This window comes from Halorubrum sp. Atlit-28R (assembly GCF_003665955.1).
Classification (GTDB): Archaea; Halobacteriota; Halobacteria; order Halobacteriales; family Haloferacaceae; genus Halorubrum; species Halorubrum tropicale.
The window spans coordinates 512,261-536,955 of sequence record NZ_QPLS01000001.1 but is presented as its reverse complement, the minus strand read 5'-3'; the positions used below and the strand labels follow the sequence as shown (position 1 = coordinate 536,955).

Annotated in this window: 24 protein-coding genes; 11 read left to right on the top strand and 13 right to left on the bottom strand. The window is 72.0% G+C overall.

All coding sequences use genetic code 11. From position 1 onward, the window contains the following. Window positions 1-155: 155 nt before the first annotated feature. The 4 genes from DVK06_RS02820 to DVK06_RS02805 all read right to left on the bottom strand — a co-directional run bounded on the left by DVK06_RS02820 (window position 156) and on the right by DVK06_RS02805 (window position 4,431). On the bottom strand, window positions 156-1,370 hold the full coding sequence (locus DVK06_RS02820; protein ID WP_121599308.1) for an asparagine synthase C-terminal domain-containing protein: 1,215 nt from the start codon (window positions 1,368-1,370) through the stop codon (window positions 156-158). 5 nt (window positions 1,371-1,375) lie between these two features. Then, on the bottom strand, window positions 1,376-2,059 hold the full coding sequence (locus tag DVK06_RS02815; RefSeq protein WP_121599194.1) for a PHP domain-containing protein: 684 nt from the start codon (window positions 2,057-2,059) through the stop codon (window positions 1,376-1,378). Between the two features lie 534 nt (window positions 2,060-2,593). Further along, window positions 2,594-2,875, bottom strand: coding sequence for a hypothetical protein (locus tag DVK06_RS02810; protein ID WP_121599193.1), 282 nt, complete (start codon window positions 2,873-2,875; stop codon window positions 2,594-2,596). Continuing rightward, window positions 2,872-4,431 carry a Na+/H+ antiporter NhaC family protein gene (locus DVK06_RS02805; protein WP_053771656.1) on the bottom strand — a complete coding sequence of 520 codons (1,560 nt, stop codon included), beginning with the start codon at window positions 4,429-4,431 and terminating at the stop codon, window positions 2,872-2,874. Before DVK06_RS02805 ends, DVK06_RS02810 begins: the two co-directional genes overlap by 4 nt. 403 nt (window positions 4,432-4,834) lie before the next feature. On the opposite strand from DVK06_RS02805, the gene DVK06_RS02800 reads away from it, so the two are divergent. The 4 genes from DVK06_RS02800 to DVK06_RS02785 are packed head-to-tail and all read left to right on the top strand — an operon-like array spanning window position 4,835 to window position 7,604. Next, entirely contained in the window at window positions 4,835-5,302 is a 468-nt protein-coding gene (locus DVK06_RS02800) for a 30S ribosomal protein S15 (protein ID WP_053771655.1), read from the top strand. A gap of 40 nt (window positions 5,303-5,342) precedes the next feature. Further along, window positions 5,343-6,584 carry an exonuclease RecJ gene (locus tag DVK06_RS02795; RefSeq protein ID WP_121599192.1) on the top strand — a complete coding sequence of 414 codons (1,242 nt, stop codon included), beginning with the start codon at window positions 5,343-5,345 and terminating at the stop codon, window positions 6,582-6,584. A gap of 1 nt (window position 6,585) precedes the next feature. Next, window positions 6,586-6,960 (top strand): KEOPS complex subunit Pcc1, encoded by a 375-nt coding sequence (locus tag DVK06_RS02790; protein WP_121599191.1) that lies wholly within the window; start codon window positions 6,586-6,588, stop codon window positions 6,958-6,960. Continuing rightward, window positions 6,957-7,604, top strand: coding sequence for a 30S ribosomal protein S3ae (locus DVK06_RS02785; protein ID WP_121561797.1), 648 nt, complete (start codon window positions 6,957-6,959; stop codon window positions 7,602-7,604). The genes DVK06_RS02790 and DVK06_RS02785 overlap by 4 nt, the downstream gene beginning before the upstream one ends. A 150-nt stretch (window positions 7,605-7,754) precedes the next feature. Here the strand turns inward: DVK06_RS02785 and DVK06_RS02780 are convergent, their stop codons facing one another. Together DVK06_RS02780 and DVK06_RS02775 are read right to left on the bottom strand one after the other, a co-directional pair. Continuing rightward, window positions 7,755-8,318 (bottom strand): GNAT family N-acetyltransferase, encoded by a 564-nt coding sequence (locus DVK06_RS02780; protein ID WP_121599190.1) that lies wholly within the window; start codon window positions 8,316-8,318, stop codon window positions 7,755-7,757. After that, a complete protein-coding gene (locus DVK06_RS02775; RefSeq protein ID WP_121599189.1) occupies window positions 8,315-8,908 on the bottom strand; it encodes an N-acetyltransferase in 594 nt (197 codons plus the stop codon). The genes DVK06_RS02780 and DVK06_RS02775 overlap by 4 nt, the downstream gene beginning before the upstream one ends. Before the next feature lie 113 nt (window positions 8,909-9,021). Between DVK06_RS02775 and DVK06_RS02770 the strand changes: the two genes are divergently transcribed. Further along, window positions 9,022-9,300: a DNA-directed RNA polymerase subunit L gene (locus DVK06_RS02770; protein WP_004596453.1), complete on the top strand. Its 279-nt coding sequence runs from the start codon at window positions 9,022-9,024 to the stop codon at window positions 9,298-9,300. 126 nt (window positions 9,301-9,426) lie between these two features. Beyond that, a complete protein-coding gene (locus tag DVK06_RS02765; RefSeq protein ID WP_053771961.1) occupies window positions 9,427-10,455 on the top strand; it encodes a glycosyltransferase family 4 protein in 1,029 nt (342 codons plus the stop codon). A gap of 42 nt (window positions 10,456-10,497) precedes the next feature. Here the strand turns inward: DVK06_RS02765 and DVK06_RS02760 are convergent, their stop codons facing one another. Further along, window positions 10,498-10,815 carry a hypothetical protein gene (locus tag DVK06_RS02760; RefSeq protein WP_121599188.1) on the bottom strand — a complete coding sequence of 106 codons (318 nt, stop codon included), beginning with the start codon at window positions 10,813-10,815 and terminating at the stop codon, window positions 10,498-10,500. 121 nt (window positions 10,816-10,936) lie between these two features. On the opposite strand from DVK06_RS02760, the gene DVK06_RS02755 reads away from it, so the two are divergent. The 4 genes from DVK06_RS02755 (at window position 10,937) to DVK06_RS02740 (ending at window position 15,262) form a co-directional block, all read left to right on the top strand. Further along, window positions 10,937-12,211, top strand: a complete 1,275-nt coding sequence (locus tag DVK06_RS02755; RefSeq protein ID WP_053771648.1) for a Single-stranded DNA binding protein — start codon at window positions 10,937-10,939, stop codon at window positions 12,209-12,211. Further along, window positions 12,208-13,845, top strand: coding sequence for a hypothetical protein (locus tag DVK06_RS02750; protein WP_121599187.1), 1,638 nt, complete (start codon window positions 12,208-12,210; stop codon window positions 13,843-13,845). The genes DVK06_RS02755 and DVK06_RS02750 overlap by 4 nt, the downstream gene beginning before the upstream one ends. Next, complete coding sequence (locus DVK06_RS02745; protein WP_121599186.1) at window positions 13,845-14,615, top strand: metallophosphoesterase; 771 nt, start codon at window positions 13,845-13,847, stop codon at window positions 14,613-14,615. The genes DVK06_RS02750 and DVK06_RS02745 overlap by 1 nt, the downstream gene beginning before the upstream one ends. A gap of 68 nt (window positions 14,616-14,683) precedes the next feature. Next, a complete protein-coding gene (locus DVK06_RS02740; RefSeq protein ID WP_121599185.1) occupies window positions 14,684-15,262 on the top strand; it encodes a putative phosphothreonine lyase domain-containg protein in 579 nt (192 codons plus the stop codon). Between the two features lie 27 nt (window positions 15,263-15,289). Here the strand turns inward: DVK06_RS02740 and DVK06_RS02735 are convergent, their stop codons facing one another. The 6 genes from DVK06_RS02735 to DVK06_RS02710 all read right to left on the bottom strand — a co-directional run bounded on the left by DVK06_RS02735 (window position 15,290) and on the right by DVK06_RS02710 (window position 23,123). Beyond that, on the bottom strand, window positions 15,290-15,760 hold the full coding sequence (locus DVK06_RS02735; protein ID WP_121599184.1) for a hypothetical protein: 471 nt from the start codon (window positions 15,758-15,760) through the stop codon (window positions 15,290-15,292). Continuing rightward, window positions 15,757-16,917 carry a thiolase family protein gene (locus tag DVK06_RS02730; RefSeq protein ID WP_121599183.1) on the bottom strand — a complete coding sequence of 387 codons (1,161 nt, stop codon included), beginning with the start codon at window positions 16,915-16,917 and terminating at the stop codon, window positions 15,757-15,759. The genes DVK06_RS02735 and DVK06_RS02730 overlap by 4 nt, the downstream gene beginning before the upstream one ends. 69 nt (window positions 16,918-16,986) lie before the next feature. Next, window positions 16,987-17,727 (bottom strand): bacteriorhodopsin, encoded by a 741-nt coding sequence (locus DVK06_RS02725; protein WP_121599182.1) that lies wholly within the window; start codon window positions 17,725-17,727, stop codon window positions 16,987-16,989. Continuing rightward, window positions 17,724-19,271, bottom strand: coding sequence for a methyl-accepting chemotaxis protein (locus tag DVK06_RS02720; protein WP_233561596.1), 1,548 nt, complete (start codon window positions 19,269-19,271; stop codon window positions 17,724-17,726). The genes DVK06_RS02725 and DVK06_RS02720 overlap by 4 nt, the downstream gene beginning before the upstream one ends. 103 nt (window positions 19,272-19,374) lie before the next feature. Further along, the gene (gene mutL / locus DVK06_RS02715; RefSeq protein WP_121599181.1) at window positions 19,375-21,684 is read right to left on the bottom strand and encodes a DNA mismatch repair endonuclease MutL; all 2,310 of its coding nucleotides are present in this window, start codon (window positions 21,682-21,684) and stop codon (window positions 19,375-19,377) included. Window positions 21,685-21,989: 305 nt separating this feature from the next. Then, complete coding sequence (locus DVK06_RS02710; RefSeq protein ID WP_121599180.1) at window positions 21,990-23,123, bottom strand: ABC transporter ATP-binding protein; 1,134 nt, start codon at window positions 23,121-23,123, stop codon at window positions 21,990-21,992. 272 nt (window positions 23,124-23,395) lie between these two features. On the opposite strand from DVK06_RS02710, the gene DVK06_RS02705 reads away from it, so the two are divergent. After that, window positions 23,396-24,691 carry an extracellular solute-binding protein gene (locus DVK06_RS02705; RefSeq protein WP_233561594.1) on the top strand — a complete coding sequence of 432 codons (1,296 nt, stop codon included), beginning with the start codon at window positions 23,396-23,398 and terminating at the stop codon, window positions 24,689-24,691. Window positions 24,692-24,695 lie beyond the last annotated feature (4 nt).

Here is a 24,695-nt window from a genome sequence, read left to right as displayed (position 1 = left end):
CGCCTCCGTCCGCGGACGATCGTTTTCTACCCGCGTTCGGGAGTGTCATATTTGTCGCTACTGTCTGGATTTTATACTTGTCCCGTAGATCTGTTTCTAGACGCCCGATCGATCGGGCGTTGGCCGCAGGACTGGTACTCCCCGCGGCGACTTGGTCAGTTCCGGCCCTCACCGGCCGGTTTTTCGTCGGCGCACAGCGACTCGACGTACTTCCCGACGTGGTCGTCCAGCCGCCGCTTGAAGCCCGCTTGCCGCGCGAGCCGGTCGAGCTCGCGGGAGACGTACGTCCCGTACTGGACCGCCTTCTTGTCCGCGGCGTGGACCGACGCCGGGACGCGCTCGGCCGCGACCCGACGCAGCGCGACCTTCCGCTCCTCGCCGTCGACGAGCAGATCGTCGGGGAGCGCCAGCGCGGCGGCGACCACCCGGTCGTCGAGCAGCGGCGTCGCGGGCTCGACGCCGGCGGCCCGGAGCGCGAGAACGTCCCGCTCCAGCTGTGCGGGGAGCGTGCGGACGGTCTCGGTCCGCGCCCCGCGGACGGTGTCGGCCTCGACGCGGGGGTCCTCGGCGGGGTCGACGACCTTGCTGTAGCCGCCGAACAGCTCGTCGGCGCCCTGCCCGACCGCGAGCCGGTCGACCCCGTCCGCGGCGGCCGCCTCGGCGGTCAGGAACAGCGGGACCGCGATGGCGACGTCCATCGGGTTCCGGCGGCCGGTCGCGGCCGCGACCGCGCGGACGGCGCGCGTGAGGTCGTCGTGCGTGACCTCGACCACTCGCAGGTCGCGGCCCATGGCCGCCGCGGCGTCGCGCGCGGCGGCGACGTCGTGGCTCCCCTCGAAGCCGGCCACGTAGCAGGAGGCCTCGGGCACGGCGGCCGCGACGAGCCCGGAGTCGACGCCGCCGGAGAAGGCGACCGCGAGGTCGCCGCCGCTCTCGGCGCCGTCCGCGGATCGAGCGGCATCGAGGTCGTCGAGCGCCGCGCTCACCGCGTCGTCGACCGCCGCCAGCGCGGCGTCGCGGTCCGCGGTCGGATCCGCGTCGGGCAGCCGCCAGACGCGCTCCGTCCCGGCCGCCGAGGCGACGCTCCCGGCCGGAACCGGCTCGGGATCGTCGAGGTCGGCCCGGTCGAACGCCCACGCGCCGGGCTCCGTCGGCCGGCGGTCGGACTCAGGATCGAGCGCCGCGGCCTCGGCGAACAGCGGCTGCCGACCGAGGGCGTCGCGGACCAGAACCGGCCCCTCGCGGTCCGGCGGGTCGGCCAGCAGGCCGGCGAAGCCGCGCCCGCCCGGGAGGGGGTCGGCGTCGCGGAGCGCGGCCCGGACGCGGTCCGGGTCGGTGCCGCGGAGGTCGGAGGCGGGTGAGCCCGGCATCGCGGTCACCGGAGGGCGTCGAGCGCGCGGAGCGCGCGGCGCTTCGCGCCCCCGCCGAACTGGCGGAGCGAGACGCGCCACGGGGTGCGCTTCCCGACGACGCTGGTCCGGCCGTCGGCGATGCCGTCGAGGATCGCCGCGGCTGAGCGCTCGTCGGCGCCGACCTCGGTCACCGCCTGCCCCACCATCTCGGAGATGTGCGCGTCGCTCCCGGCGGTCATCGGCAGGCCGTGGCGGACGGCGAACTTCTCGGCCTGGCGGTTCGAGCGCCCGGTGAACAGCCGGGAGTTGTACACTTCGAGGGCGTCGGCGCTCGCCAGCTGCTCGTCGCTGATGTGCGCGGCGACGCCGTGGCGGGACTTCTGGAAGGGGTGGGGGACGACCGCGATCCCGCCCTGGTCGCGGATCCGGTCGAGCGTCTCGTCGAAGGGGAGGCCGCTCTCGACGCGCTCCTCGATGCCGAACGCGAGGACGTGGCCGACCGCCGAGGTCACCTCCATGCCGACGATGCCGACGAGCCCGTAGTCGGGGGCCTTCTTGGCCGCCTCGATGCTGGCGTCGATCTCGTCGTGGTCGGTGACGGCGAGCGCGTCGAGCCCGACCGCGGCCGCCTGCTCCAAGAGGAGGTCGACCGGGTCGCGCCCGTCGTACGACAGCGCGGAGTGCGCGTGGAGCTCGACCGATAGCACACCTGACGGTTCGAGCGTGGTCATAAAAAGCGCCCCGGTCCGGGCCCGGTTCCCGCGGATTCGCGGCGGCTGAACCCCGTTCTAACGATCTGCTATATAAAAAACACAACCGCGGTGGCGCGTGCCTGCGAGCGGCCGCTCGCAGGCACGCGCGAGGGAGTCGGCCGACCGAAGGGAGGCCGACGAGGCTGGGGAGGTGTGAGGCTGCGGTTGCGGTGCTGTAGGTGGACTCGAAGGGGCAGTCACCGGCGACGAAGTCGCCGGTTGCCCGTGGCGCTACGCGCCACGCTGCCGCGCGGGCGAAGACGCGCGACGTAAGGACCGCAGGCGCGAACGGAGTGAGCGCCGAGGACCACAGCGAGCGCATCGAGTCCTCGCGGCTGGGGCTTCGGAGATGTTCGTCGGCGCTCCGCAGTCGACTAACTATAGGCGAGCGGCTGAGAGATCAAAAGGGTTCGCCGCAGATTCGGAAGCAGCGATGTACGGGCGACTTGCCGGAGCGATGGCCTCGAAAAAATACGTCCTCGCTACCGATTAGAACGCGCTCTCGCCCACCGTCTTCCGGTAGGTCGCCCGGCCGCTGTGAGTCGCGTCGTCCCACGACTCCACGTCGACGATCACGCGGGTGTTCACCGCGTCCGGCGGCGCGCCCTCGATACGGAGCGTCGAGTCGCCGATACGGGCGACGTGGTCGCCGTCCTCGCCGGGGCCGCCCCCCTCGCCGGTCACCATCACTTCGAGAACGTCGCCGGCCGCGTAGTCCGGCGTCGGGCCGCGGGCCGACCAGCCCGCGAGGAACTTGTCGAAGACGCTCATGCGCGGGACACCTCCTCGGAGACGCGGTCGGGGATGTACTCCCGCCCGAAGCCGGTGATCGCGGCGAGGACGAATATCGCCACGAGGAACCAGCCGTGGAAGACGTACGGGACGACCTCGATGGGGTTGACGACCATCTCGGGGCCGTACTCGGCGCCGAGGCCGTCGGGCCCGACCATCACCTGGTAGCCCACTAGCACGCCGCCCGCCCACGGGAAGATGTAGCCGAGCGCGGAGGTGTTGGCGTCGAGGATGTTCGCGCGGCGGTAGCCGTTGATGTTGAACTTCTCGCCGATCCGCGCGATATACGGGGCGATCGCGATCTCGGCCGCGGTGTTGATCGTGATCATCCCGTTGATGGTCGCGGTGCCGAGGACCATCGTCAGCTCCGCGCGGCGGACCGTCGTCGCGACGGAATTCAACAATAACTCCAGGATCGCCTCGAAGCCGCCGCCGCGGATCATGATCTGCGCCATCGACACGATCAAAAGCGTCAACACGATGAGCGGGAAGAAGCCGGTCGCGCCCGTGTAGAGGCTTCCGCTAACGCCCGTGGTCTCGCCGACCGCGACGAACGGGAGCGAGGTGAACGTCCCGGCCTCGCTCACGGTGAACACGAGGATGTCGCTCACCGACGAGAGCCCGAACACGAGGTTGGACGCGACGGCGACGACGATCCCCCACGAGATCGCCTCGACGATGTGGCGGCCCGCGACCGCCGTGACGATCACGACGCCCATCGAGCCCAGGTGGACCAACCCCGCCGCGGCCGCGTCGAGTTCGGCCGCGCCCTCGAGGGTCGCGCCCGGCAGCACCGAACCCATGATCAGGTAGGCGACGAACGCCGGCACCGCAGCGAGGATCGCGTACTTGAACCGCGAGGCGACGACACCGCCGATGTCGGCGTCCTGCGTCACCGCGCTCACGATCGTCGTGTCGCTGACGGGCGCGAGGTTGTCGCCGAAGACGGCGCCCGAGAGGATGGCGGCGAACAGCAGCACCGGGTTCGCGCCGAGGAGCACGCCGGCCGGGAAGAACAGGGTCACGAACGCGATGGTCGCGCCGTACCCCGTCCCGATCCCGGTCGCGAGCAGCCCGCAGAGGACGAACGCGGCCGCCGGGAACGTCGCTCCGCTGACGTTCAACGCCTCGGCGGCGAAGATGAGTCCGTTGACGAATCCGCCGGCTTGGAGCGTGTCGGCGAACATCCCGGCCCACAGCCACGCGACGATCGCCGTGGCGGCGACGCGCTGGGTCATCCCCTCGAATATGGTGTCCGCGTACGTCTTCCAGCTCCCGCGAACGAAGAACATCCCGAGGATCGTCCCGATCAGCGCACCGATCACCAGTCCATCCGAGCCGCCGACTCTGAGAACACCGCTCTGGAAGATGGCCCAGAGGATGAAGAAGGCGAGCGGGATCGTGCTCGCCCACTTGCCTCCGCGGAACTCGATCCGCGGGCCGTCGCCGTCCTGGTCGCCGACGCCGAACTCGCTACCGTCGGGCGGGTCCCCGCCGTCGGTCGCCGGCGGAGCCCCGTCGCTGGTCTCGGTCATCTGTCGGTCACATCGCCCCGAACACCGACGACTCACCTAAATCCTCCTTTCGGCGGAGAACTCGCGCGGAACAGAATCCCGAGCGGCGCGGACCGAGGGCGGCCGGGAGCGCGACCCCGCTCGCCGCTTCGCTCCGCGAGAACGCTCCGCCCCACAAGAACACGCTTAAGAACCCCGACGGCGACCCCTCACACGGGAACAGCACAGCTGCAGATCCGACTCGCCGGGGCCCTTTCGCCCGCGGCTTGGGAATGTAGCAGTGCGCCGACGCCTCCGGCGTCGCGGTCGGGCGGCCCGCTCGCGCGGGCCGTCCGGTCGGATCGCTCGGTCCGCGAGCGATCCGTAGCCGCGCCGCGCGGAGTCGCGGTCACGTTGCGGTTGTGCCGTTCCAACCAGACAGACAATGGCACGAATGCACACGCGCCGTCGCGGTTCGTCCGGTTCGGACAAGCCGGCGACGGACGAGACCCCGGAGTGGAGCGACGTCGACGCCGAGGACATCGAGTCCCGCGTCGTCGAACTGGCGGAGCAGGGCCACGACCCCAGCGTCATCGGCCTCAAGCTGCGCGACGAGGGCGTCAAGGGCGTCCCGATCCCGGACGTGAAGCTGGCGACCGGGAAGAAGGTCACCGAGATCCTCGAGGAGCACGACGCCGACGCCGACCTCCCGGAGGACCTCCGTAACCTCATGCGGCAGGCGATCCGCCTGCGCGAGCACATGGAGGAGAACGGGCAGGACCACCAGAACAAGCGCGCGCTCCAGAACACGGAGTCGAAGATCCGCCGCCTCGCGAACTACTACCGCGGCGACGAGCTCGACGAGGAGTTCACGTACACCTACGAGAACGCCGTCGAGCTCTTAGCGGAGTAACGCGGCGAGACGCGGCGACGACACCCCACGAGACCCACCCATGACCGAAGCGACGTCCGCCACGCCCGCCCCCGACGCGCTCGCCGGCGTCCTCGCAGACGCGCCGTTCGTCCGGCTCGTCGCGACCGACGGCGGCGACGCGCTGGCAGCCGCGGGGCTGCTCGCGCGAGCGCTCCGAGCGACGGGCACGCCGTTCCAGGCGCGGGTGGCCGCCGACCCGGTCCCAGCCGACCCCGACGACGGCGTCGCGGTGACCGTCGGCGTCGACCGCGGGCCGCACGCGATCCCCGGCACGGGGCGCCCGGCCAGCACGGCGGCCTTCGCGGTCGCGCGCGCGCTCGGCGGCGACCCCGACCCCGTGGTCGCGCTCGCCGGCGTCGTCGCGGCCGGGTCGATCCCCGGCGCCGACGGCTCGGGCGACGCGCTCGACGCCGCGGAGCGGGCCGGCCGCGTCGAGCGGCGTCCCGGCGTCGCGCTCCCGGTCTCGGGCGGCGCGACGGGCGACCAGGAGGCGAGCGCCGCACCCTCGCGGGCAGAGGCCCTCGCGGCCTCGACGCTCGCGGCGACGCGGTACTCCGGCGACCCCGAGGCGGCGCGCGACGCGCTCGCCCCGCTGGGGCTGCCGGCCGACCCCGACGCGGACGACCGCCGCCGGCTCGCCTCGCTGGTCGCGGTCGACGCCGTCGACGACGACGCGAGCGAGCGCGCCGCCTCGGCGGTCGAGCGCGCGCTCCGCCCGTACGCGACGGACGGTCCGTTCGAAACGGTCGGCGGCTACGCCGACGTGCTCGACGCGCTCGCCCGGGAGGCGCCCGGGACGGGCGTCGCGCTCGCGCTCGCGAGCGACCCGGACGACTCGCTCCGAAAGAGCGCGCTCGACGCGTGGCGCCGCCACGGCCTGGCGGCCCACCGCGCGCTCGACGCCGCGACGGTCGGCCGGTACGACGGCTGCGTCGTCGCCCGCGTCGACGCCTCGGAGGCGGTCCTCCCGACGGTCGCCCGGCTCGTTCGGGACTTCCGGTCGCCGGAGCCCGTCGCGGTCGCGCTCGACGAGGGCGCGGGCCGCCTGGCCGTGGCCGCCACCGGCGGTGGCCACGCGTCGGGCGACGCGGCCGGCGAGCCGACCGACGTCGGCGACGCCTGCCGGACCGCCGCCGGCGAGGTCGGCGGCGACGGCTGGGGCACCCCCGAACGCGGCGGCGTCTCGGTCGCAACGGACGCGAACGACGCCGTCGACGCCGACGTCACGGCGGCGCTGGCCGCGCTCCGGGAGGCGATCTGAGATGGCGGGCGACGCCTCGCCGCGCGCCGACGCGGCACGGAGCGCGACGGTCCGGACCGAGCACGCCGACGCCGCGACGGTCGCGGCCGCGCTCGCCCCGGACGAGACCGACTCGATGCGCACGCGCGTTGACGGCGACGTCGTCGCCTGCGCGGTCGAGCGGCCGACCACCGGCGGGCTCCAGTCGACGCTGGACGACCACCTCGTGAACCTGCGGGTCGCCGACCGCGTGATCGAACGCGCACGCGACCACGCCGCCGCGACTCCCGACGCCGCGAACGTCGACGCCGCGGACGCAGACGCCGCGCACGACGACTCCCTCGACTCCGCAGACGAACCGCAGACGACCGACACCGACACACAACCCGACACATGAGCGAACGATCCGTATCCAAGAGCAGAGAACAGAAGCGCTGGTACACCGTGCTGGCGCCCGAACAGTTCGACCGGCAGGAGCTCGGCGAGACCCTCGCCGAGGAGCCCCAGCAGGTCGTCGGCCGCACGATCACGACGACGCTCGACGAGCTAACGGGCGACTCCAACGCGAACAACACGAAGCTGACCTTCAAGATCACCGACGTGGGCAGCGACTCGGCGTACACCGAGTTCATCAAGTACGAGCTGACGCGCGACTACCTGCGCTCGCTCGTCCGCCGGGGCGCCTCGAAGGTCGAGGCGTCGATCACGGTGCTGACGACGGACGACTACCGCATCCGCGTCCAGCCCGTCGCGCTGACGACGAAGAAGGCGGACCGCTCCCAGGAGAAGGCGATCCGCCGCGTGATGATCGACAAGGTCCACGCCGCCGCCGAGGAGCGCACCTTCGAGGCGTTCGTCGACGCCATCGTCGACGGGAACCTCTCGTCGGCCATCTACGGCGACGCCAAGGAGATCTACCCGCTCCGCCGCGTCGAGGTCCAGAAGCTGACCCTCGAAGCGCGCCCGAGCGAGGTCGCCGCCGAGGAGGAGGCGTCCGTGGACGTCGACGCCGACGAAGTGGCGGTCGACGCCGACGAGTAACCCTTCGGCCGACCGACGCCGACTTCTCCGTTTATCGCCCGCCCAGCGGCCGCGCCGCCCGTTCCGTCGGCGGTTCCCGACTCGTGCGCGCCCGCTTCTCGCCGCCCGGCGCACCGTGCGCGACCGTTCCGCCCCGCGTCGGAGCGGTCCTCACTCCGCGTCGGGGGCGGTCGCCATGCGAAGCCGAGCCGGCTCGAAGCCGACCGCCTCGTAGAATTCGCGGGCGTCGCGGTTCTCGGCGTCCACGTCGAGCGTGACGTGTTCGCAGCCGCGCTCGGCGGCCGCCGTCCGGACGCGGTCGAGCAGCCGGCGCCCGAGCCCCTCGCCGCGGCGCGGCGGCCGGACGTACAGCTCGGTCACGTGGAGGCGGTCGCCGGCGGCGAACACCGGCGCCGAGGACTCGACCTCGGCCGCGGCGTACCCGACGAGACGGCCGTCGGCGACCGCGCGGTCGGCGGCCGCCGCTTCCGCGTCGGTGTCCCCCGACTCGTCGTCCTCGGCGCCCGACTCGTCGTCCACGGCGACCCACGTACAGACGGCCTCGTCATCGAGCCGGTCCCGGCGGTGCCCGACGCCCGCCGCGACGAGGTCCACGTCGTCGGCGAGCGCGTTCCGGTCGGCGAGGGCCGCCATCTCCCGGGCGAAGGGGAGCCACAGCCCCGTCACGAGCGGGCGGACGTCGGACGCGCGGAGCCGCCGGACCGTCGCGGTCACGGCCCGGACACCTCGCGCGTCAGCTGTCGGCGGTGCGGCTCGAAGCCGACCTTCTCGTAGAACGCGGCCGCCCGCGCGTTGCCGGCGTCGACGTCGAGCCGGAGCTCGCCGCAGTCCTGCTCGCGCGCGTCTACCCCTGCTCGCTCCATCAACCGCTCCGCCAACCCGGTCCCGCGGTAGGACTCGTCCACGTAGATGTCGCCGACCACGAGCCGGTCCGGCCGGTCGAACACCTCTGGACACTCGTCGGCGCTCGTCGAGACGAACGCCACGAGGTCTCGGTCGGGATCGGGAACGCCGACCGGAGCGGGCTCCTCGGGGTCGAGCGCCTCGGGATCGAGCGCCCCGGAACCGACGTCGCCCGGAGCGACTTCCGGATCGACCGCGACCACCCACAGGCGACGGTCGGCGTTCTCGCGGAGCAGGCGGAGCCGGAACGCGGCCTCGGCGGCGATCAGCTCCTCGTCGGGGCGGTCGGCGAGCGCGTGCCCGTCCGCCGCGGCCGCGAGGTCGCGGTGGTAGGGGAGCCACAGCTCCGCCGCGTACCGCTCCGCGGCGGCCGCCGTGGCCGGCAGGCGTCGAATCTCCATACGGCGGCCACCGGAGCCGGCGGCATACGCTTTCGGGTCGCGTGCGATCCGTCCGCATCCGCCGATATTCGGGAGACGAAAGCTTGAAACGCCGCTCGCCCGACCTCTCGGACATGGAACTGCGGGTCATCGAGAAGACCGACACGGAACTCCACATCGAGATCGCGGGCGAGGACCACACGTTCATGAACGTCCTGAAGGGCGCCCTGCTGGAGTCGGACGACGTCGCGGCCGCGACCTACGACATGAACCCCGAGCAGTCCGGGGGGCAGACCGAGCCCGTCCTCACGGTCAAGGCCGAGGAGGGCGACCCGCTCGACGTGCTCGCGGACGCCGCCGGCTCGATCACCGAGCGCACCGACGCGCTGCGCGACGCGGTCCGCGCGGCCTGAACGCGGTCCGACAGCGTCTCCCGCCGACTCCTTTCCCCGCCCTCTGTCTCTCCGTTCTCCCACGCCACGAGGGGCATACCTAAGTGGTGACTCCAGAAACGGGGGTGTATGCCGCCGAGCGTACTCATGCTGGGGTGGGGGTTCCCGCCGAACATCACCGGCGGGCTCGACGTCCACGTGGGGGAACTGTTCACCGGGCTCCGCGACGACCTCGGGGTCGAGGTCACCCTGGTGTTGCCCGCGGAGTTCGCCCCCGACGACGAGCCGGGACTCGAACCCGTCGAGACCGGCGAGGGCGACGTCGCGGCGCGCGTCGGTGAGCTCTCCGACCGCTTCGCCGAGCTCGCGCCCGACCACGACGTGGTCCACACGCACGACTGGTTCGGGTACGGTCCCGGCCGCGCCGCCGCCCGCGCGTCCGACGCCACCTGGGTCTCCTCGTTCCACTCGCTGGCGAGCGACCGCAACATCGACCCGCCGAGCCGCGAGGTCGAGACCGAGCGCCGCCTCGCGAACGCCGCCGACACGAACATCGCGGTCAGCGAGATCGTCCGCTCGGACATCCGGGAGCTGTACGACGCCGACTCGCGGGTCGTGTACAACGGCTTCTCGACGCCGACGTTCTCCGGGAAGGACGTGCGCGAGGACCTCGGCATCGACGGCGAGATGCTGTTCTTCGTCGGGCGCCACACCGACCAGAAGGGGATCTCCCACCTCCTGTACGCGGTCAAGAAGCTGCGCGGCCGCGACGCGACGCTCGTCGTCGGCGGATCCGGCCACCAGACCGACCAGCTCAAGCGGTTCGCGGAGCTGCTCGGTATCGAGGACCGCGTCGAGTTCGTCGGCTACGTCCCCGAGGCGGAGCTCGGCGACTACTACGCCGCCTCGGACGCGTTCGTCTCGCCGTCGTACGCGGAGCCGTTCGGGATCACGATCACGGAGGCGCTGGAGGCCGGGACGCAGGTCGTCGCGACCCCGTCCGGCGTCGCGGAGGTGCTCCCCGACGGCTGCCTCGTCGAGGTCGCGACGGACTCGGAGTCGATCGTCCACGGGCTCATCGAGGCGCTCGACCGCGAGGAGCCGCCGGAGTACGAGCGCCGCGAGTGGCTGGACGTGGCCGAGGACACGCTCGCCGTGTACGAGGACGTCGCCTGAACCCCCGGTCTAGTCCCCACCCGTCCGCCGCCCGCGGCGGGCTCAGCTCTCGTCGCCCCGATACACGTCGAACTCCGTCACCGGCTGCGGGTGCGTGACCCGGAAGCCGTTCGCGGTCTCCATCACGCCGCGCGTGCTGCCGGTCGTCCCGCCGTACGGGCTCTCCTCGCCGCCGGCGCCGGCGCCCTGATACGGCGAGGTGTACGGCGACCCGCCGACCGGGTCGTCGAACCCCTCGGGCGGGAGGTAGATCCGCTCGCCGTTCGCCGACCGCACGACGACGGCGACGTCCCTCGTGCCCGTCACGTCGATGACGGTGCGGTCGTCGGTTATCCGCGCGTCGACGTCGATCTCGTCCATGCCCCACGATGCGGACGGGGACGGTTTAGCCCTACCGGCCGTCGCGGGCGCCGCGCTCCCGCCCGCGGCCGGCTCGAACGGTGGTGAATCCTTTTGTGCGGCCGCGCCGAACCTCGCTTCGATGGACGTCAACAGCCATGCCGAGGAGCTCGCCTCCGACCTCGGCGTCGACAAAGAGGAGGTCAAAGCCGACCTACAGAACCTACTGGAGTACAGCGTCCCCATCGACGAGGCGAAACAGAGCGTCCGCCGGAAGCACGGCGGGGGCGGCGGCGGGTCGTCGCCGACCCCGGACGCCGTCGACGTGGGCGAGATCACCACCGAGAACGACGGCGTGACGGTCACCGTCCGCGTGCTGACGCAGGGGACGCGCACCATCCGATACCAGGGCGACGACCTCACGATCCGGGAGGGGGAGGTCGCCGACGAGACCGGCGTCATCTCCTACACCGCGTGGCAGGACTTCGGCTTCGAGCCGGGCGACTCGCTGACGATCGGCAACGCCGGCGTCCGCGAGTGGGAGGGGGCGCCGGAGCTCAACCTCAACGACTCGACGACGGTCGCCATCGCCGACGAGCCCGTCGAGGTCGACCGAGAGGTCGGCGGCGACCGGAGCCTCGTCGACATCGCGGCCGGCGACCGCGGCCGCAACGTCGAGGTCCGGGTGCTGGAGGTCGACGAGAAGACAATCTCCGGCCGCGACGGCGAGACGGAGATCCTGGAGGGCGTCGTCGGCGACGAGACGGCGAAGCTCCCCTTCACCGACTGGCAGCCCCGATCCGAGATCGCGGTCGGCGCGGACCTCCGGATCGAGGACGTGTACGTCCGGGAGTTCCGCGGCGTCCCCTCGATCAACCTCACGGAGTTCTCGACGGTCACCCCGCTCCCCGACCCGGTCGAGGTCGCCGAGGACGCCCCCCGCCTCTCGGTCGCCGACGCGGTCGGCTCCGGCGGGATGTTCGACGTCGAGGTCGTCGGGAACGTCTTGGAGGTCCGGGACGGCTCCGGACTCATCGAACGCTGTCCGGAGTGCGGCCGCGTCGTCCAGAACGGCCAGTGCCGCAGCCATGGCGACGTGGACGGCGAGGACGACCTGCGCGTGAAGGCCATCCTCGACGACGGCACGGACACCGTCACCGTCGTCCTCGACGACGAGCTCACCGCGGAGGTGTACGGCGGCGGGCTCGACGACGCCCTCGCCGCCGCGAAGGACGCGATGGACAAGCAGGTCGTCGCCGACGACATCGCCGACGCGCTCGTGGGGCGCGCCTACCGCGTCCGCGGGAACCTCTCGGTCGACGACTACGGCGCCACCCTCGACGCGACCGAGTTCGCGCTCGCCGCCGACGACCCCGCCGAGCACGCCCGCGCCGCGCTCGCGGAGGTGGGCGAATGAGCGACGACGGGCCCGGCACGCGCGAGGTCGCCTACCGGGTGTTCGCCGCCGAGTTCGACGACGCCTCGCTGTCGTACTCCGAGAGCGACGAGGAGCGCGCCCCGAACTACGTCGTCACCCCGACCGGCGCGCGGGTGAACCGTCTGTTCACCGCCGGCGTGCTCACCGAGGTCGAGCGCGTCAACGACGAGACGCGGCGCGGCCGCGTCGTCGACCCCTCCGGCGCGTTCGTCACCTACGCGGGCCAGTACCAGCCGGAGGCGCAGACCTTCTTAGAGCGCGCCGACCCGCCGGCGTTCGTCGCGCTCACGGGCAAGGCGCGCACCTTCGAGCCCGAGGACTCCGACCGCGTGTTCACCTCCGTCCGCCCGGAGAGCCTCAACGAGGTCGACGCCGACACCCGCGACCGCTGGGTCGTCTCCGCCGCGGAGGCGACGCTCGACCGCCTCGCGGTGTTCGCGCGGGCGCTCGACTCCGACCTCCGGGGCGACGACCTCCGCGCGGCGCTGGAGGCGGGCGGCGCCCCCGCCCCCCTGGCCGCGGGGATCCCGAAGGCGCTCGACCACTACGGCACCACCGCGGCCTACGCCGAGGCGGTCCGCCGCCTCGCGGTCGACGCCCTGGAGATGATCGCGGGCGACCGCGACGAGGTCCGCGCCCTCGACCTCGCCCCCGACGAGGGCGGCGAGACCGCGCTCGGTCCCCTCCCGGAGACCGACGTGACGGTCGTCGAGCCGGCGGCGACGACCGAGGCCGACCGAACCCCGAGCGAGGCCGGCGCCTCCGAGGCGGAACCGTCTCCCGCCGCGAGCGACGCCGATCCGGCCGCGGAGTCGGACTCGGCCGCTGAGTCGGACTCGGCCGCCGACTCCGGGGCAACCGTCGACGACGACTCGTCGTCCCCCGAGACCGACTCGTCGCTCGGCGACTCGACCGAGGCGTCGACCGACGACGCCGGGTCACAGACGGACGACACGGCCGAACCGGCGTCCGCTTCGACCGCCGAACCCGAATCGCTCGGCGACACTGGCGACTCAACCGAGGCGGCAGCCGACGACGGCGGGCTCGGCGACTTCGACGCCGGCGGCGACGCGGACGCGACGTTCGACGACGGGAGCGAGGCGGACGCGACCGCGGACATCGACCCGGACGCCGACGCCGACGACATGTACCAGCTCGACGACGAAGAGCGCGAGGAGATCGAGTCCGAGTTCGGCACCGACTTCTCGACCGGCACCGAGGTCGACGACCCGGGCGAGGCCGACATCGACGTGCCGGACCCCGAGGACCTCGCCGAGGAGCCGGTCGACGACCTCGCGGCGGCCGCGGACGAGGCGTCCGGCGCCGCGACCGAGGAGAGCGAGCCGGCCGACCCGGCGACCGAGGCCGCCGAACCGACCGAAGACGACGAGTCCGACGCGACCGAGGCCGCCGAGGACGTCGACCTCGAAGCCGCCGCGGTCGCGGCGATGGGCGACCTCGACGACGGCGACGGCGCGCCCCGCGAGGCGGTCGTCGAGCGCGTCGCCGACGACCACGGTGTCGATCCCGGCGCGGTCGAGGACGCCATCCAGGACGCGCTGATGAGCGGGCAGTGTTACGAGCCCGGCGACGGGCTGCTCAAGCCGATCTGATGGCGCGGGTGGAGCCGGTCGTCGGCGAGCCGGCCGCCGTGGCCGACCTCGACGGTGAGCGCGCGGTGCTCGTCGCCGACGTTCACGCCGGCATCGAGGTCGGCCTGCGCTACGAGCGCGGCGTCGAACTGGACTCCCGCACCGGCGAGCGCCGCGAGCGCCTCTGCGACCTGATCGCCGAGACCGACGCCGACCGGCTCGTGGTCCTCGGCGACCTCGCGCACCGAATCGGCGCGCCGGACGGCGACGAGCGCGAGGAACTGGAGACGCTGGTCCGCGCCGTCACGGACCGCGTCCCGATGACGCTCGTCGAGGGGAACCACGACGCGGGCGTCGCGGAGGCGTTCGCCGACGACCTCGACGTGATAGGTCCCGAGGGCGGGCTGATCGGCGACTCCCCGGGAGCCGTCGGCGTCTGTCACGGCCACACCTGGCCGGACCCGGGGCTCCTCGACGCCGACGTCGTGTGTACCGGCCACGAACACCCGCAGGTGCGGCTGGAGGACGCGGTCGGCGGCTCGCGCGTCGAGCGCGCGTGGCTCCGCGGGGAGCTCGATGCCGCGGCGTTCACCGAGTCGGGCGACGAGAGTGACCGCGCGGCCGACGCACCCGAACTCGTCGTCTTCCCCGCGTTCAACGAACGCTCGGGCGGGACGTGGGTGAACGTCGAGGGCCAGTCGTTCCTCGCGCCGTACCTCCCCGCGGCGCTGCCCGCCGCCGACGCCTACCTGCTCGACGGGACGCGGCTCGGCGACTACCGACGGGTCTGAGCGCCGCGAGCCAACGTCCGCGTCGCGACGGACGAGACCGTTTTTACCCGCGGCGACGAACCGGCTCCATGGTCACCAACCGGTCGCCGACCGCGATCGACGAGGCCGGGTGGCACTGGCTCCGCGTGAAGCACGTGACCGGGTTCCCGCGACAGGCCCGCGACGCCTACTTCCCGACCCACGACGTGACGCGCCCGGCGGCGACGACCGAGGCGGACCTACCGGAGATCGACCGATCGCGGGCGGACGCGCTCCCGGTCGCCCCCGAGACAGTCCGCGACGCCGACCGCCTCGCGCTGGAGACGACGTACCTGAGCGGGAAGTGGCTCGTCGAGCGCTCCGCGGCGGCGGTCGACGACCTCTGGGAGGGCGTGGTCGAGGACGTCGCGGCCGGGCGGTTCTGGGACGCGAAGGTCACGACCCGCGCCGGCCGCGAGGCCTTCGGCGAGACGGCCCACGCGGTGCTGGTGTTCACGCCGAACTACTTCGACCGGGCGGACGTCGACCGGGTGCGGCGTCGGCTCAGGGAGGTCCACGGCGTGACCGAGGAGATCAGGTACCGCCCCGACGTCTACACGCTCGACGGGGTTCACGAGGACCGGCTCGGTGCGCTCACCGATTCCGCCGCGTCGCGGTTCCGGGCCTGAGGCCCCCGGCCGCGGGGCGCTCTCGAACTACTCGACGGGGCGGAACCGGAACCCGTCCCAGTCCTGGCTCTCCGGCTCGCGGATGCCGGCGCCCGGCTCGCGCAGTTCGCCGGCGTGGACGGGCTCGACGCGGTCGCCGATGGCGACGTCGAACTGCCCGCCGTCTCCGTCGTCGCCCGCTTCCGAGTCGCCCCGCTCGGCCACCTGTCCGAGCGCGCGGACCGGCGGCCCGTCGTAGTCGTCGCCCATCTCGAACTCGACGATGGCGAGGGTGTTCGGCTCGCGGACCCCCGGCGGCGTCGCGGTCGAGGTCGTCCACGTGACGACCCGGCCCTCGTACTCGCGGAGGTCGACCGTTCCGACGCGCTCGGCGCCGTCCGGGCTCACGGTGTGGGGCGGGTAGGTGACCGTCCCGTCCGCGTACTCCGCCGCCTCGAAGGTCGGTTCCTCGCCGGGCGCTGCCCCGTCCTCGCCGTCGGTCGTCTCGTTGTCGCTCATTGGCTTCCCTCCAGGATAGTGGTGGTCACGCAGTTCCCGAACCCGCCGACGTTGCAGGCGAGGCCCGTGTCGGCCTCGACCTGTCGCGGGCCGGCGTCGCCCGTCACCTGCTTGAATATCTCGTACACCTGCGCGACGCCGCTCGCCCCGAGCGGATGGCCCTTCGACTTGAGGCCGCCCGAGGTGTTGATCGGCAGGTCGCCGTCGCGGTCGGTGACGCCCTCCTCGACCGCCTTCCACCCCTCGCCCTTCTCGAAGAAGCCGAGGTCCTCGCTCTGGAGGAACTCCAGGATGGTGAACATGTCGTGGAGCTCCGCCACGTCGACGTCGTCCGGACCGATGCCGGCCATCTCGTAGGCGACGTCTGAGGAGTCGACGACCCCGCCCATCGTCGTCGGGTCCGCGCGCTCGTGGACGACGTGGGTGTCGGTCGCGCCGCCGATCCCGCTGATCACGGCGTAGCTCCCGTCGGGCGCGTACTCCTCGGCGACGGACTCGGGGCAGAACACGAGCGCCGCCGAGCCGTCCGTGATCGGACAGAAGTCGTACAGCCGGAGGGGGTCGGCGACGACCGGCGAGTCGAGGACGGTGTCGAGGTCGACCTCCTTCCGAAACTGCGCGTGCGGGTTGTCGACCCCGTTCCTGTGATTCTTCACCGCGACCTTCCCGAGGCTCTCGCGTGGCGCGTCGTACTCGTCGAGGTAGAGCCGCGCGGTGAGCCCCGCGAACGAGGGGAGCGTCACGCCGTGTTTGTACTCGACCGGGTGGGTGAGCGACGCGATCACGTCGGTCGCCTCCGCGGTCGTCCGATGGGTCATCTTCTCGCCGCCGACCAGCATGGTGAGGTCGCTCGCGCCGGACGCGACCGACTGCCACGCGGCGTACACGCCCGCCCCGCCCGACGAGGAGGTCTGGTCGATCCGCGCGGTATAGGCCGGCTGGGCCGCCAGATCGTGGGCCAGCGCGTTCGGGACGCCGGTCTGCCCCTCGAACTCGCCGCTGGCCATGTTCGAGACGTACAGGTGATCGAGGTCGTCGCCGTCGACGCCGGCGTCGTCGAGCGCGGCCGCGCCCGCCTCCGCCAGCAGCTCCCGCACCCAGGCGTCGCGCTGCCCGAACGGGGTCATCGACGCGCCGACGATCGCTACGCGTTCCATACCGCCGGGTCCGTCGCAGTCGCCTAAAACGTACCTCTCTGCGGTCGCCGGGATCGCCCCCGGCCCGACTCAGTCGGCGGCGGTCGGGGCGTCGTCGCCGACCGCGGCGGCCGCCTCGCGCTCCGCGGCCGCCGCGGACACCACGTCAGTGAACGCCTGCCGCCGCGCGTAGAAGAAGTAGACGTACGGCACCTTCGCCAGCACGTCGAGGAAGGCGTACGTCAGCGCGGCGCCGACCGCGCCGGTGAAGCCGATCCCCGCGGGTCCCATCACCCAGACGAACGGGTACGCGAGCCACAGCAGCCCGACGTGGTTCTTCAGCAGGCTGAACAGCCCGCGCTGCATCGGGTCGTCCGGAACCGTCCGCGGGAATATCAGGTACAGATACGCGAACAGCGTGACATGGAAGCCGGCCGAGACGGCGAACAGCGCCCACTTGACCGTCCCGCTGGACACGACGGCGCCCGCACCGAAGGCGATCATGAGCGCGTCGGCGATCATCACGCCGGCGATGGCGCGCCGCGACGCGCCGGCGACGTAGCCGATGAACCCGACCAGAAGCGGCGTGGTGACGATCCAGTCGACGTAGCGGAGCCCGACGAGCTCGTTCCCGTTGACCGTCACGGTCCCGATGCCGAGCGCCATCCCGACGTAGGCGAGCCCCGCGAAGCCGGGGATGACCGCCAGCGCGGCGAGCCGGTTGCGGTCCGCCGAGTCGGTCAGCTTCGTGTACAGCACCGCGGTGATCCCGACGCCGACGAGGAAGCCGAGCGCCGCGAGCCAGTACGCGGCGGTGACGGCGGCCGTCATCGCGCACCCCCGTCGGTCGTCGCCCGCGAGCGGGGCGTCCCGGGCTCGGCGCCCGGACCGCCGGCGTCGGCGCCGTCGGCCTCGACGGTGAACGCCGCGACCCGCTCCTGGAGCGTGGTGACGGCGTCGGTCTGGAACTCGCGCAGCGAGTCGGACACGTCCTCGACGACGGACTGCCCGGCCCGGATCTCTTCGGCCGCCTCCTCGGCGGTCTCGGCCGTCTCAATGCTGAGCTCCGTGATCTCGTCGACCGAGCCGGCGGTGTCCTGCACCGTGTCGGCCTGGTCGGAGGTCGTCCGCCGGATCTCGCCCAGCGAGGCGCTGATCTCGTCGACGGAGTCGGCGATCGTCTCGATGTCGGAGAGCGTCGACTCGACCGTGTCCGTCCCGGTCTGGACGCGCTCCTGCGTCGACCGGATCGACACGGTCACCTCCTCGGTCTGGTCTGCGATGTCGTCTATCATCTCGTCGATCTCGTTCGCGCGCGACTGTGTCTCCTCCGCGAGCCCCTTCACCTCCTCGGCGACGACGCTGAAACCGTCGCCGGAGCCGTCCGCCCGGGCCGCCTCGATGGAGGCGTTCAACGCGAGCATGTTGGTCTGTTCGGCGATCTCGCCGATGATGTCGACGATCTCGGTGATCTCGTCCATCCCCTCTTGGAGCCGCTCGACGCGGTCGACGGCCTGCTCGGCCTCCGCCTCGACCTCGGCCATCTCGTCGAGCGCGGTCTGGGAGGAGCTGCGGGCGTCGTCGCTGGTCCGTGCGACCGCCTCGCTGCGGTCCGAGAGGTCGTCGACGGTCGCGGCGATCTCCTCGGCGGACGCGCTGACGTTCTCGATGTCGGCGGCGATCGATTCGAGCTCCGCGCGCTGGTCGCTCGCCTGCCCCCGGATCGTCGACGCGCTGCCCGTCGCCTCGGCGACGCGCTGTTCGACCTCGCTGCTCATCTCGGCCATCTCCCCGGCGTCGGCCTCGATCCGGTCCGCCATCTCGCGGACCGTCTCGACCGTCCCTTGGAGGTCGTCCATCATCCGGTTGAACGACTCCCCGACGGTGGCGAGGCTCTCGTCGGTCTCGTCGACCTCGACCCGCCGCGTGAGGTCGCCGGTGGCCGCCTCCTCCATCACCTCGGCGTACCGATCGGCGGTCCGTCGGTACCGGTCCGCCATCTCGGTGGCCTCAGCCCGGGCCTCCTCGAGCTCGTCCTGGGTGCGCTCCATCTCCGCCAGTCGGTCCTTCAGGGAGACGCGCATATCCTCGATAGAGCCCGCGAGCCGCCCGAACTCGTCCGTCCGCGTCGACCGTACTTCCTGATCGATGTCCCCCTGCGCGACGCGGCGGGTCTGTGCCCCGATCTCGGTGACGCTCGCGACCGTCTCGGCGGCGTTGATCGACCCGAGCGTCAACAGCCCTGCGACCGCCGCGACGACCGTCGCGTTGGCGTCGTTCGTGACGACGCCTACGGCCACGATGAACGCGCCGGTCGCGACGTATCCCGCGCCCAACTTCGCCCCGTAACTGTTTCTCAACGCTGCAATCGGCATGTATCCGAAGATAGGGAACCTCCGTGTTAAACGGCCTCCCGAGAATATCAGACGCAATATTCGGAGGGCGCGCGGACGCTCCGCCGACACCCGCGCCGGTTCCCTACTCTGCGCGCCGCCCGCCGTGGCCCGGGTAGTCGCGCTCGAAGCGCGACCCGATCTCCTCGCGGTCGAGCCGGATCACGACCGGGCGCCCGTGCGGGCAGGCGTAGGGGTTCTCGCAGGCGTCGAGCCGGTCGAGGAGGTCGACGACGCGCCCCTCGGTGAGCGAGGTGTTCCCCGTCACCGAGGGGTAACAGGCGAGGTCGGCGAGCAGCTCGTCGACCGCGTCGGCGACCGGCTCGTCGCCCGCGGCCGCGTCGTCGACCAGCGCGGACAGCGCGTCCCGCAGGAGGTCGGGGTCGAGCGCGGCGTCGAAGACGGCCGGGACGGCCGTGACGGCGACCTCGCGGTCGCCCGCGCGCTCGGCCCGGAACCCGATCCCCGCGAGGTCGTCGACGAACTCCTCGAACAGCGCCGCCTCGCGCGCCGTCAGCTCGATGCGGACCGGCTCCGCGAGCGCCTGCGCGTCCGCGCCGTCCGCGAACGTCGCCTTCAGCCGCTCGTAGTTCACCCGCTCGTCGGCCGCGTGCTGGTCGATCAGCACGAGCCCGTCCGGCGCCTCGGCGACGACGTACGTCTCGTGGAGCTGTCCCAGCACCCGCAGCGAGGGCAGCGAGTCGAACTCGCGCTCGCGCTCGGCCCCCTCGCCGCCGAGGGTCCGCTGCCGCGTCGCGGGGCGCGCCCGCGACGACTCTTCCGCGGGGGTTCGGTCCTCCTCACCGGCCGCCGCCGCGCCGCGGTCGGGTCTGTCGCCGACCGAGCGGGCGCCGGTCGGCGACCCGCCGTCCGGCGAATCGGGGCCCCGGTCGGCCGCGTCGGTCAGCGTCTCCGCGGCGTCACCGGTCGCCCCCGCGACCTCGTCGGTCTCCGTCGTCGACTCGTCGTCGCGGTCCGCGGGGTCCGACTGCCAGTCCCGCGGGGACGGGCGCGCGTCGCCGCCCGCGTCGGTGCGCCCGGGATCCGCCTGTTCGCCGGCCGATCCGTCCGTCGACGCGCCCTCGCCGCCCAGCCCGTCGACCGACCACGCCGCGTCGTCCGCAGGGTCCAGCTCTGTCGGCGCCGACGAGTCGTCGCGAGCGTCCTCCGAGCCGCCTCCGGCCTCCGCCGGGTCGCTCGACGCCGCGGACTCGGCCGCGGGCTCGCGCCCCTCGCGCGCGGCGCGCTCGTGGTCGGTGTCCGCGCCGCCGACGGCCTCGACGTCGGGCGTCTCCGGGGCGACCGCGGTCTCGTCGGGCGCCGACTGCCCGCGGGGCGCAGTCGAGCGGATCAGCCCGTGGTCGAGGAGGGCGTCCTCGACGGCCGTCTCGACCGCCGAGCGGACCGCCGGCTCCTCGTCGAACCGGACCTCCAGTTTTCGGGGGTGAACGTTCACGTCCACGTCGCCGGCCGGGACCTCGACGAAGAGGACCGCGAACGGGTAGCGGTCGGGCGCCAGCTGGCCGCCGTAGGCGTCGAGGGTCGCCTCCCGGAGCGCGCTCGCGGTGACGTACCGCCCGTTGACGTACGTCGAGAGGTAGTCGCGCGTCGAGCGCGCCGTCTCGGGGTGCGAGACGAGTCCCGTCACGCGCTCGACCGGGGCGTCGTCGGCGTCGGCCGTACCGCCCGCTTCTCCCGCCTCGGGCGTCCAGTCCACGTCGATCATCGACTCGGCGACCTCGCGGCCGTAGACCGCGAGGACGGCCGACCGGAGGTCGCCGTTCCCCTCGGTCGCGAACGTCTCCCGCCCGTCGTGTTCTAAGGAGACCGCCACGTCGGGGTTCGCGAGCGCGTAGCTCGTCACGACCGTGTTCACGTGGTCGAACTCCGTCGCCGTCCGCTTAAGGAACTTCTCGCGGGCGGGCGTGTTGAAGAAGAGGTCGTCGACCTCGACGGTCGTGCCCGCGGGGCAGCCGGCCGGCCGGACCTCGCCCACGTCGCCGCCCTCGACGGTGATCTCAGCGCCCGCCTCGGCGTCCGGAGGCCGCGAGCGGACGGTGAGTCGGGAGACGGCACTGACGGTGTACAGCGCCTCGCCCCGGAAGCCGAGCGTGCCGACGCCGCGGTCGAGGTCCTCGATATCGCCGATCTTCGAGGTGGCGTGCTCCGCGACGGCCGCCTCCAGCTGGTCTTCGGGAATCCCCACGCCGTCGTCGCGGACGCGGATCCCCTCCGTCCCGCCGGACTCGACCGACACCGCCACGCGGCTCGCGCCCGCGTCGAGGCTGTTCTCGACCAGCTCCTTCACGACGCTCGCGGGCCGCTCGACGACCTCGCCGGCCGCGATCCGCTGGACGGTCCGCTCGTCCAACCGCTCGATGTCTGGCGGCTCCATGCGTACGGACCGTCCGACGAGCGCGCACTTCAAGCCGTTGTCGGCGGCGACGCGAGACGGAGGACTCGCCGCGACGCGGCTCGATCTATATACAAACCCGCGGTGGCGCGCGCCTCCGAGCGGTCGGCAGGCGGTCAAGGAGCGCACCGAGCGCATCGAGTCGTCGCGGCCGGGGTTCGGCGGTGTTCTGCCGAAACGGTGGGTTCATACCGAGCAGCGGAGCTAACAGCGTCCGTCTCCGATTCGGCGAGAAAGTACGAACGATCGGTTCACACGCCGCCGCGATCGCCGAACATCGACCGTCCCTAAGCGACCGCGGCCGCGATCTCCTCCTCGGTCAGGAACACGTCCTCGCCGGTCTCGGGGTCGAACAGGTGGAGGTCCGCCTCGTCGAAGGTGACGCCGACCTCGTCGCCGGCCTCGGGCTGAACGTCCGCGGGCGACCGCGCGAGGAAGTCCTCGCTCACGTCGAGGTGGACGTAGTTGTCGGAGCCGATGGGCTCGACGACCTCGACGGTCGCCGTGAGGGTCTCCTCGCCCGTCGGCCGCTCGACGACCCCGATGTTCTCGGGGCGGACGCCGAGGGTGTACGGGCCGCTCTCGAGGTCGTGGCCCGCGACGTAGTCGCGGCTGAGCGGGAACGCGAGCCCGGACGCCTCGTCCCGGATCGTCGCCGTCGTCCCGTCGGTTTCCACGTCAACGTCGAGGAAGTTCATCGACGGCGAGCCGATGAAGCCGGCGACGAACTCGTTGACCGGGTTCTGGTACACCTCGGTCGGCTCGCCGACCTGCTGGAGCTTCCCGTCGTTCAGGATGGCGAGGCGGTCGCCCATCGTCATCGCCTCCTCCTGGTCGTGGGTGACGTACATCGCGGTGACGCCGAACTCCTTCTGGAGCTTCTGGATCTCCGCGCGCATCTCCGTGCGGAGCTTCGCGTCGAGGTTCGAGAGCGGCTCGTCGAAGAGGAACACCTCCGGCTCGCGGGCGATGGCGCGGCCGAGCGCGACGCGCTGCTTCTGGCCGCCGGAGAGCTCGTCGGGCTTGTCGTCGAGCAGGTCCTCGATGCCCATCATCTCGGCCATCTCGCGGACGCGCTCGTGGCGCTCCTCCGTCGTCATATCGGTGCTCATCTTGAGCCCGAACGCCATGTTCTCGCGGACCGTCTTGTGGGGGTACAGCGCGTAGTTCTGGAACACCATCGCGACCGGGCGCTCCTTCGCGTGGATGTCGGTGACGTCCTCGTCGTCGAAGCTGACGGTGCCGGAGGTCGGCTCTTCGAGCCCCGCGACCATCCGGAGCGTGGTCGTCTTCCCGCACCCCGACGGCCCGACGACGGTCACGAACTCGCCGTCGTCGATCTCTAGGTCCAGGTCGTCGACGGCGACGATGGTTCCTCGGTCGAACTCCTTCCGGAGCGTGTCGAGCGTGACGCGTGCCATTTCCCTGAAGACCGGTCCGCTTGCATATGAGTTCTTTGCTGTTTCCCTGATATATGGTGAACAATCTCTTCTCAAATATCCGCATTTCCTCCTCCGGATCGGTCGTTCCGGCAGAATCGGGCGGAGAGAGCCCTCACGAGCGGAAACGGCGCTCCCGACTCGGTCGAGTCGATCGTCGAACGACTCGGTCGACGCGGATCGATCCCGATCGATCGGAACGTACCCCAAACACTAAATGTATGAAAATATAATTCATCATTTGTTCTGGACGCATGAACGAGAAACGTAGAACGCTGCTCAAGGCGATGGGGGGAACGACTGCGCTCGCGGGGCTCGCGGGCTGTATCAGCACCGGCGGCGACGGCGGTGACGGCGGCGACGGGTCCGACGGATCGGACGGGTCGGACGGATCCGACGGGTCGGACGGATCCGACGGCGGAAACACCGGGTCCGCGCGGCTGTGGACGGACCTCTCCGACGCCGAGGACGAGGCGATGACCGACTACATCGACCAGTACGAGTCGGAGACGGGCAACACCATCAACAAGGAGGCGCCCGGCGGCGAGCTCGACCAGCAGCTCGAAACCGCGATCCCGGCCGGTGACGGTCCCGACTCGTGGGTCTGGGCGCACGACTGGGTCGGCCGTTTCGCGGTCCGCGAGGACCCGCCGTTCCTCTACGACGCGAGCGACGACGTCGACGTCTCGCTCGACAGCTACACGCAGGCGGCGCGCGAGGCGGCGCAGTTCAACGACGGGCTCTACGGGCTCCCGTTCGCCTCCGAGACCGTTACGCTGTTCTACAACAAGGACATGGTCGACGAGCCGCCGGAGACCCTAGAGGAGATGGTCTCGATCATGGACGAGCACCACGATCCCGAGAACGGCCAGTACGGCCTCTCGTACCCCGTGACGGACCCGTACTTCGCCAGCGGGTTCATCCAGGCGTACGGCGGGAACATCTTCGACGAGCAGAACCTCGAGGTCGGCGTCGACAGCGACGCGTGTAAGCGCGGGATGGACGCCCTCGAGACGGTGTCGCAGTACGTCCCGGCCGACCCCGGCTACGAGTCGCAGATCGTGGCGTTCGCGGACGGCCTCGCGCCGTTCGCGATCAACGGCCCGTGGGAGCTCGGGAACCTCCAGGAGTCGATCGAGAACCTCGGCGTCACGACGCTGCCGACCGTCGACGGGAACCACCCGCGCACGTACTCGGGCATCCAGCTGTTCTACTTCTCGTCGATGCTGGCCGACGCCGACCAGTCCACGGTCGACGCGGCGACCGGCCTCGCCGAGTGGTACACCACCAACGAGGAGATCATCCAGACCAACGCCGCGGAACAGGGGTACATCCCCGTCCTGGCCGACGTCGTTGGCAACGGCGACCTCTCCTCGGAGGTCCAGGCGTTCGCCAAGCAGGTCGACCACGGCGTCCCGATCCCGACGCACCCGGACATGGACAGCGTCTGGACGCCCGTGACGGAGGCGTTGGAGCGCGTCTTCAACGACGAACAGGACAGCGACGCCGCGCTCGACCAAGCAGCCTCCGAGATCCGGGAGGCGCTGTAGGCCC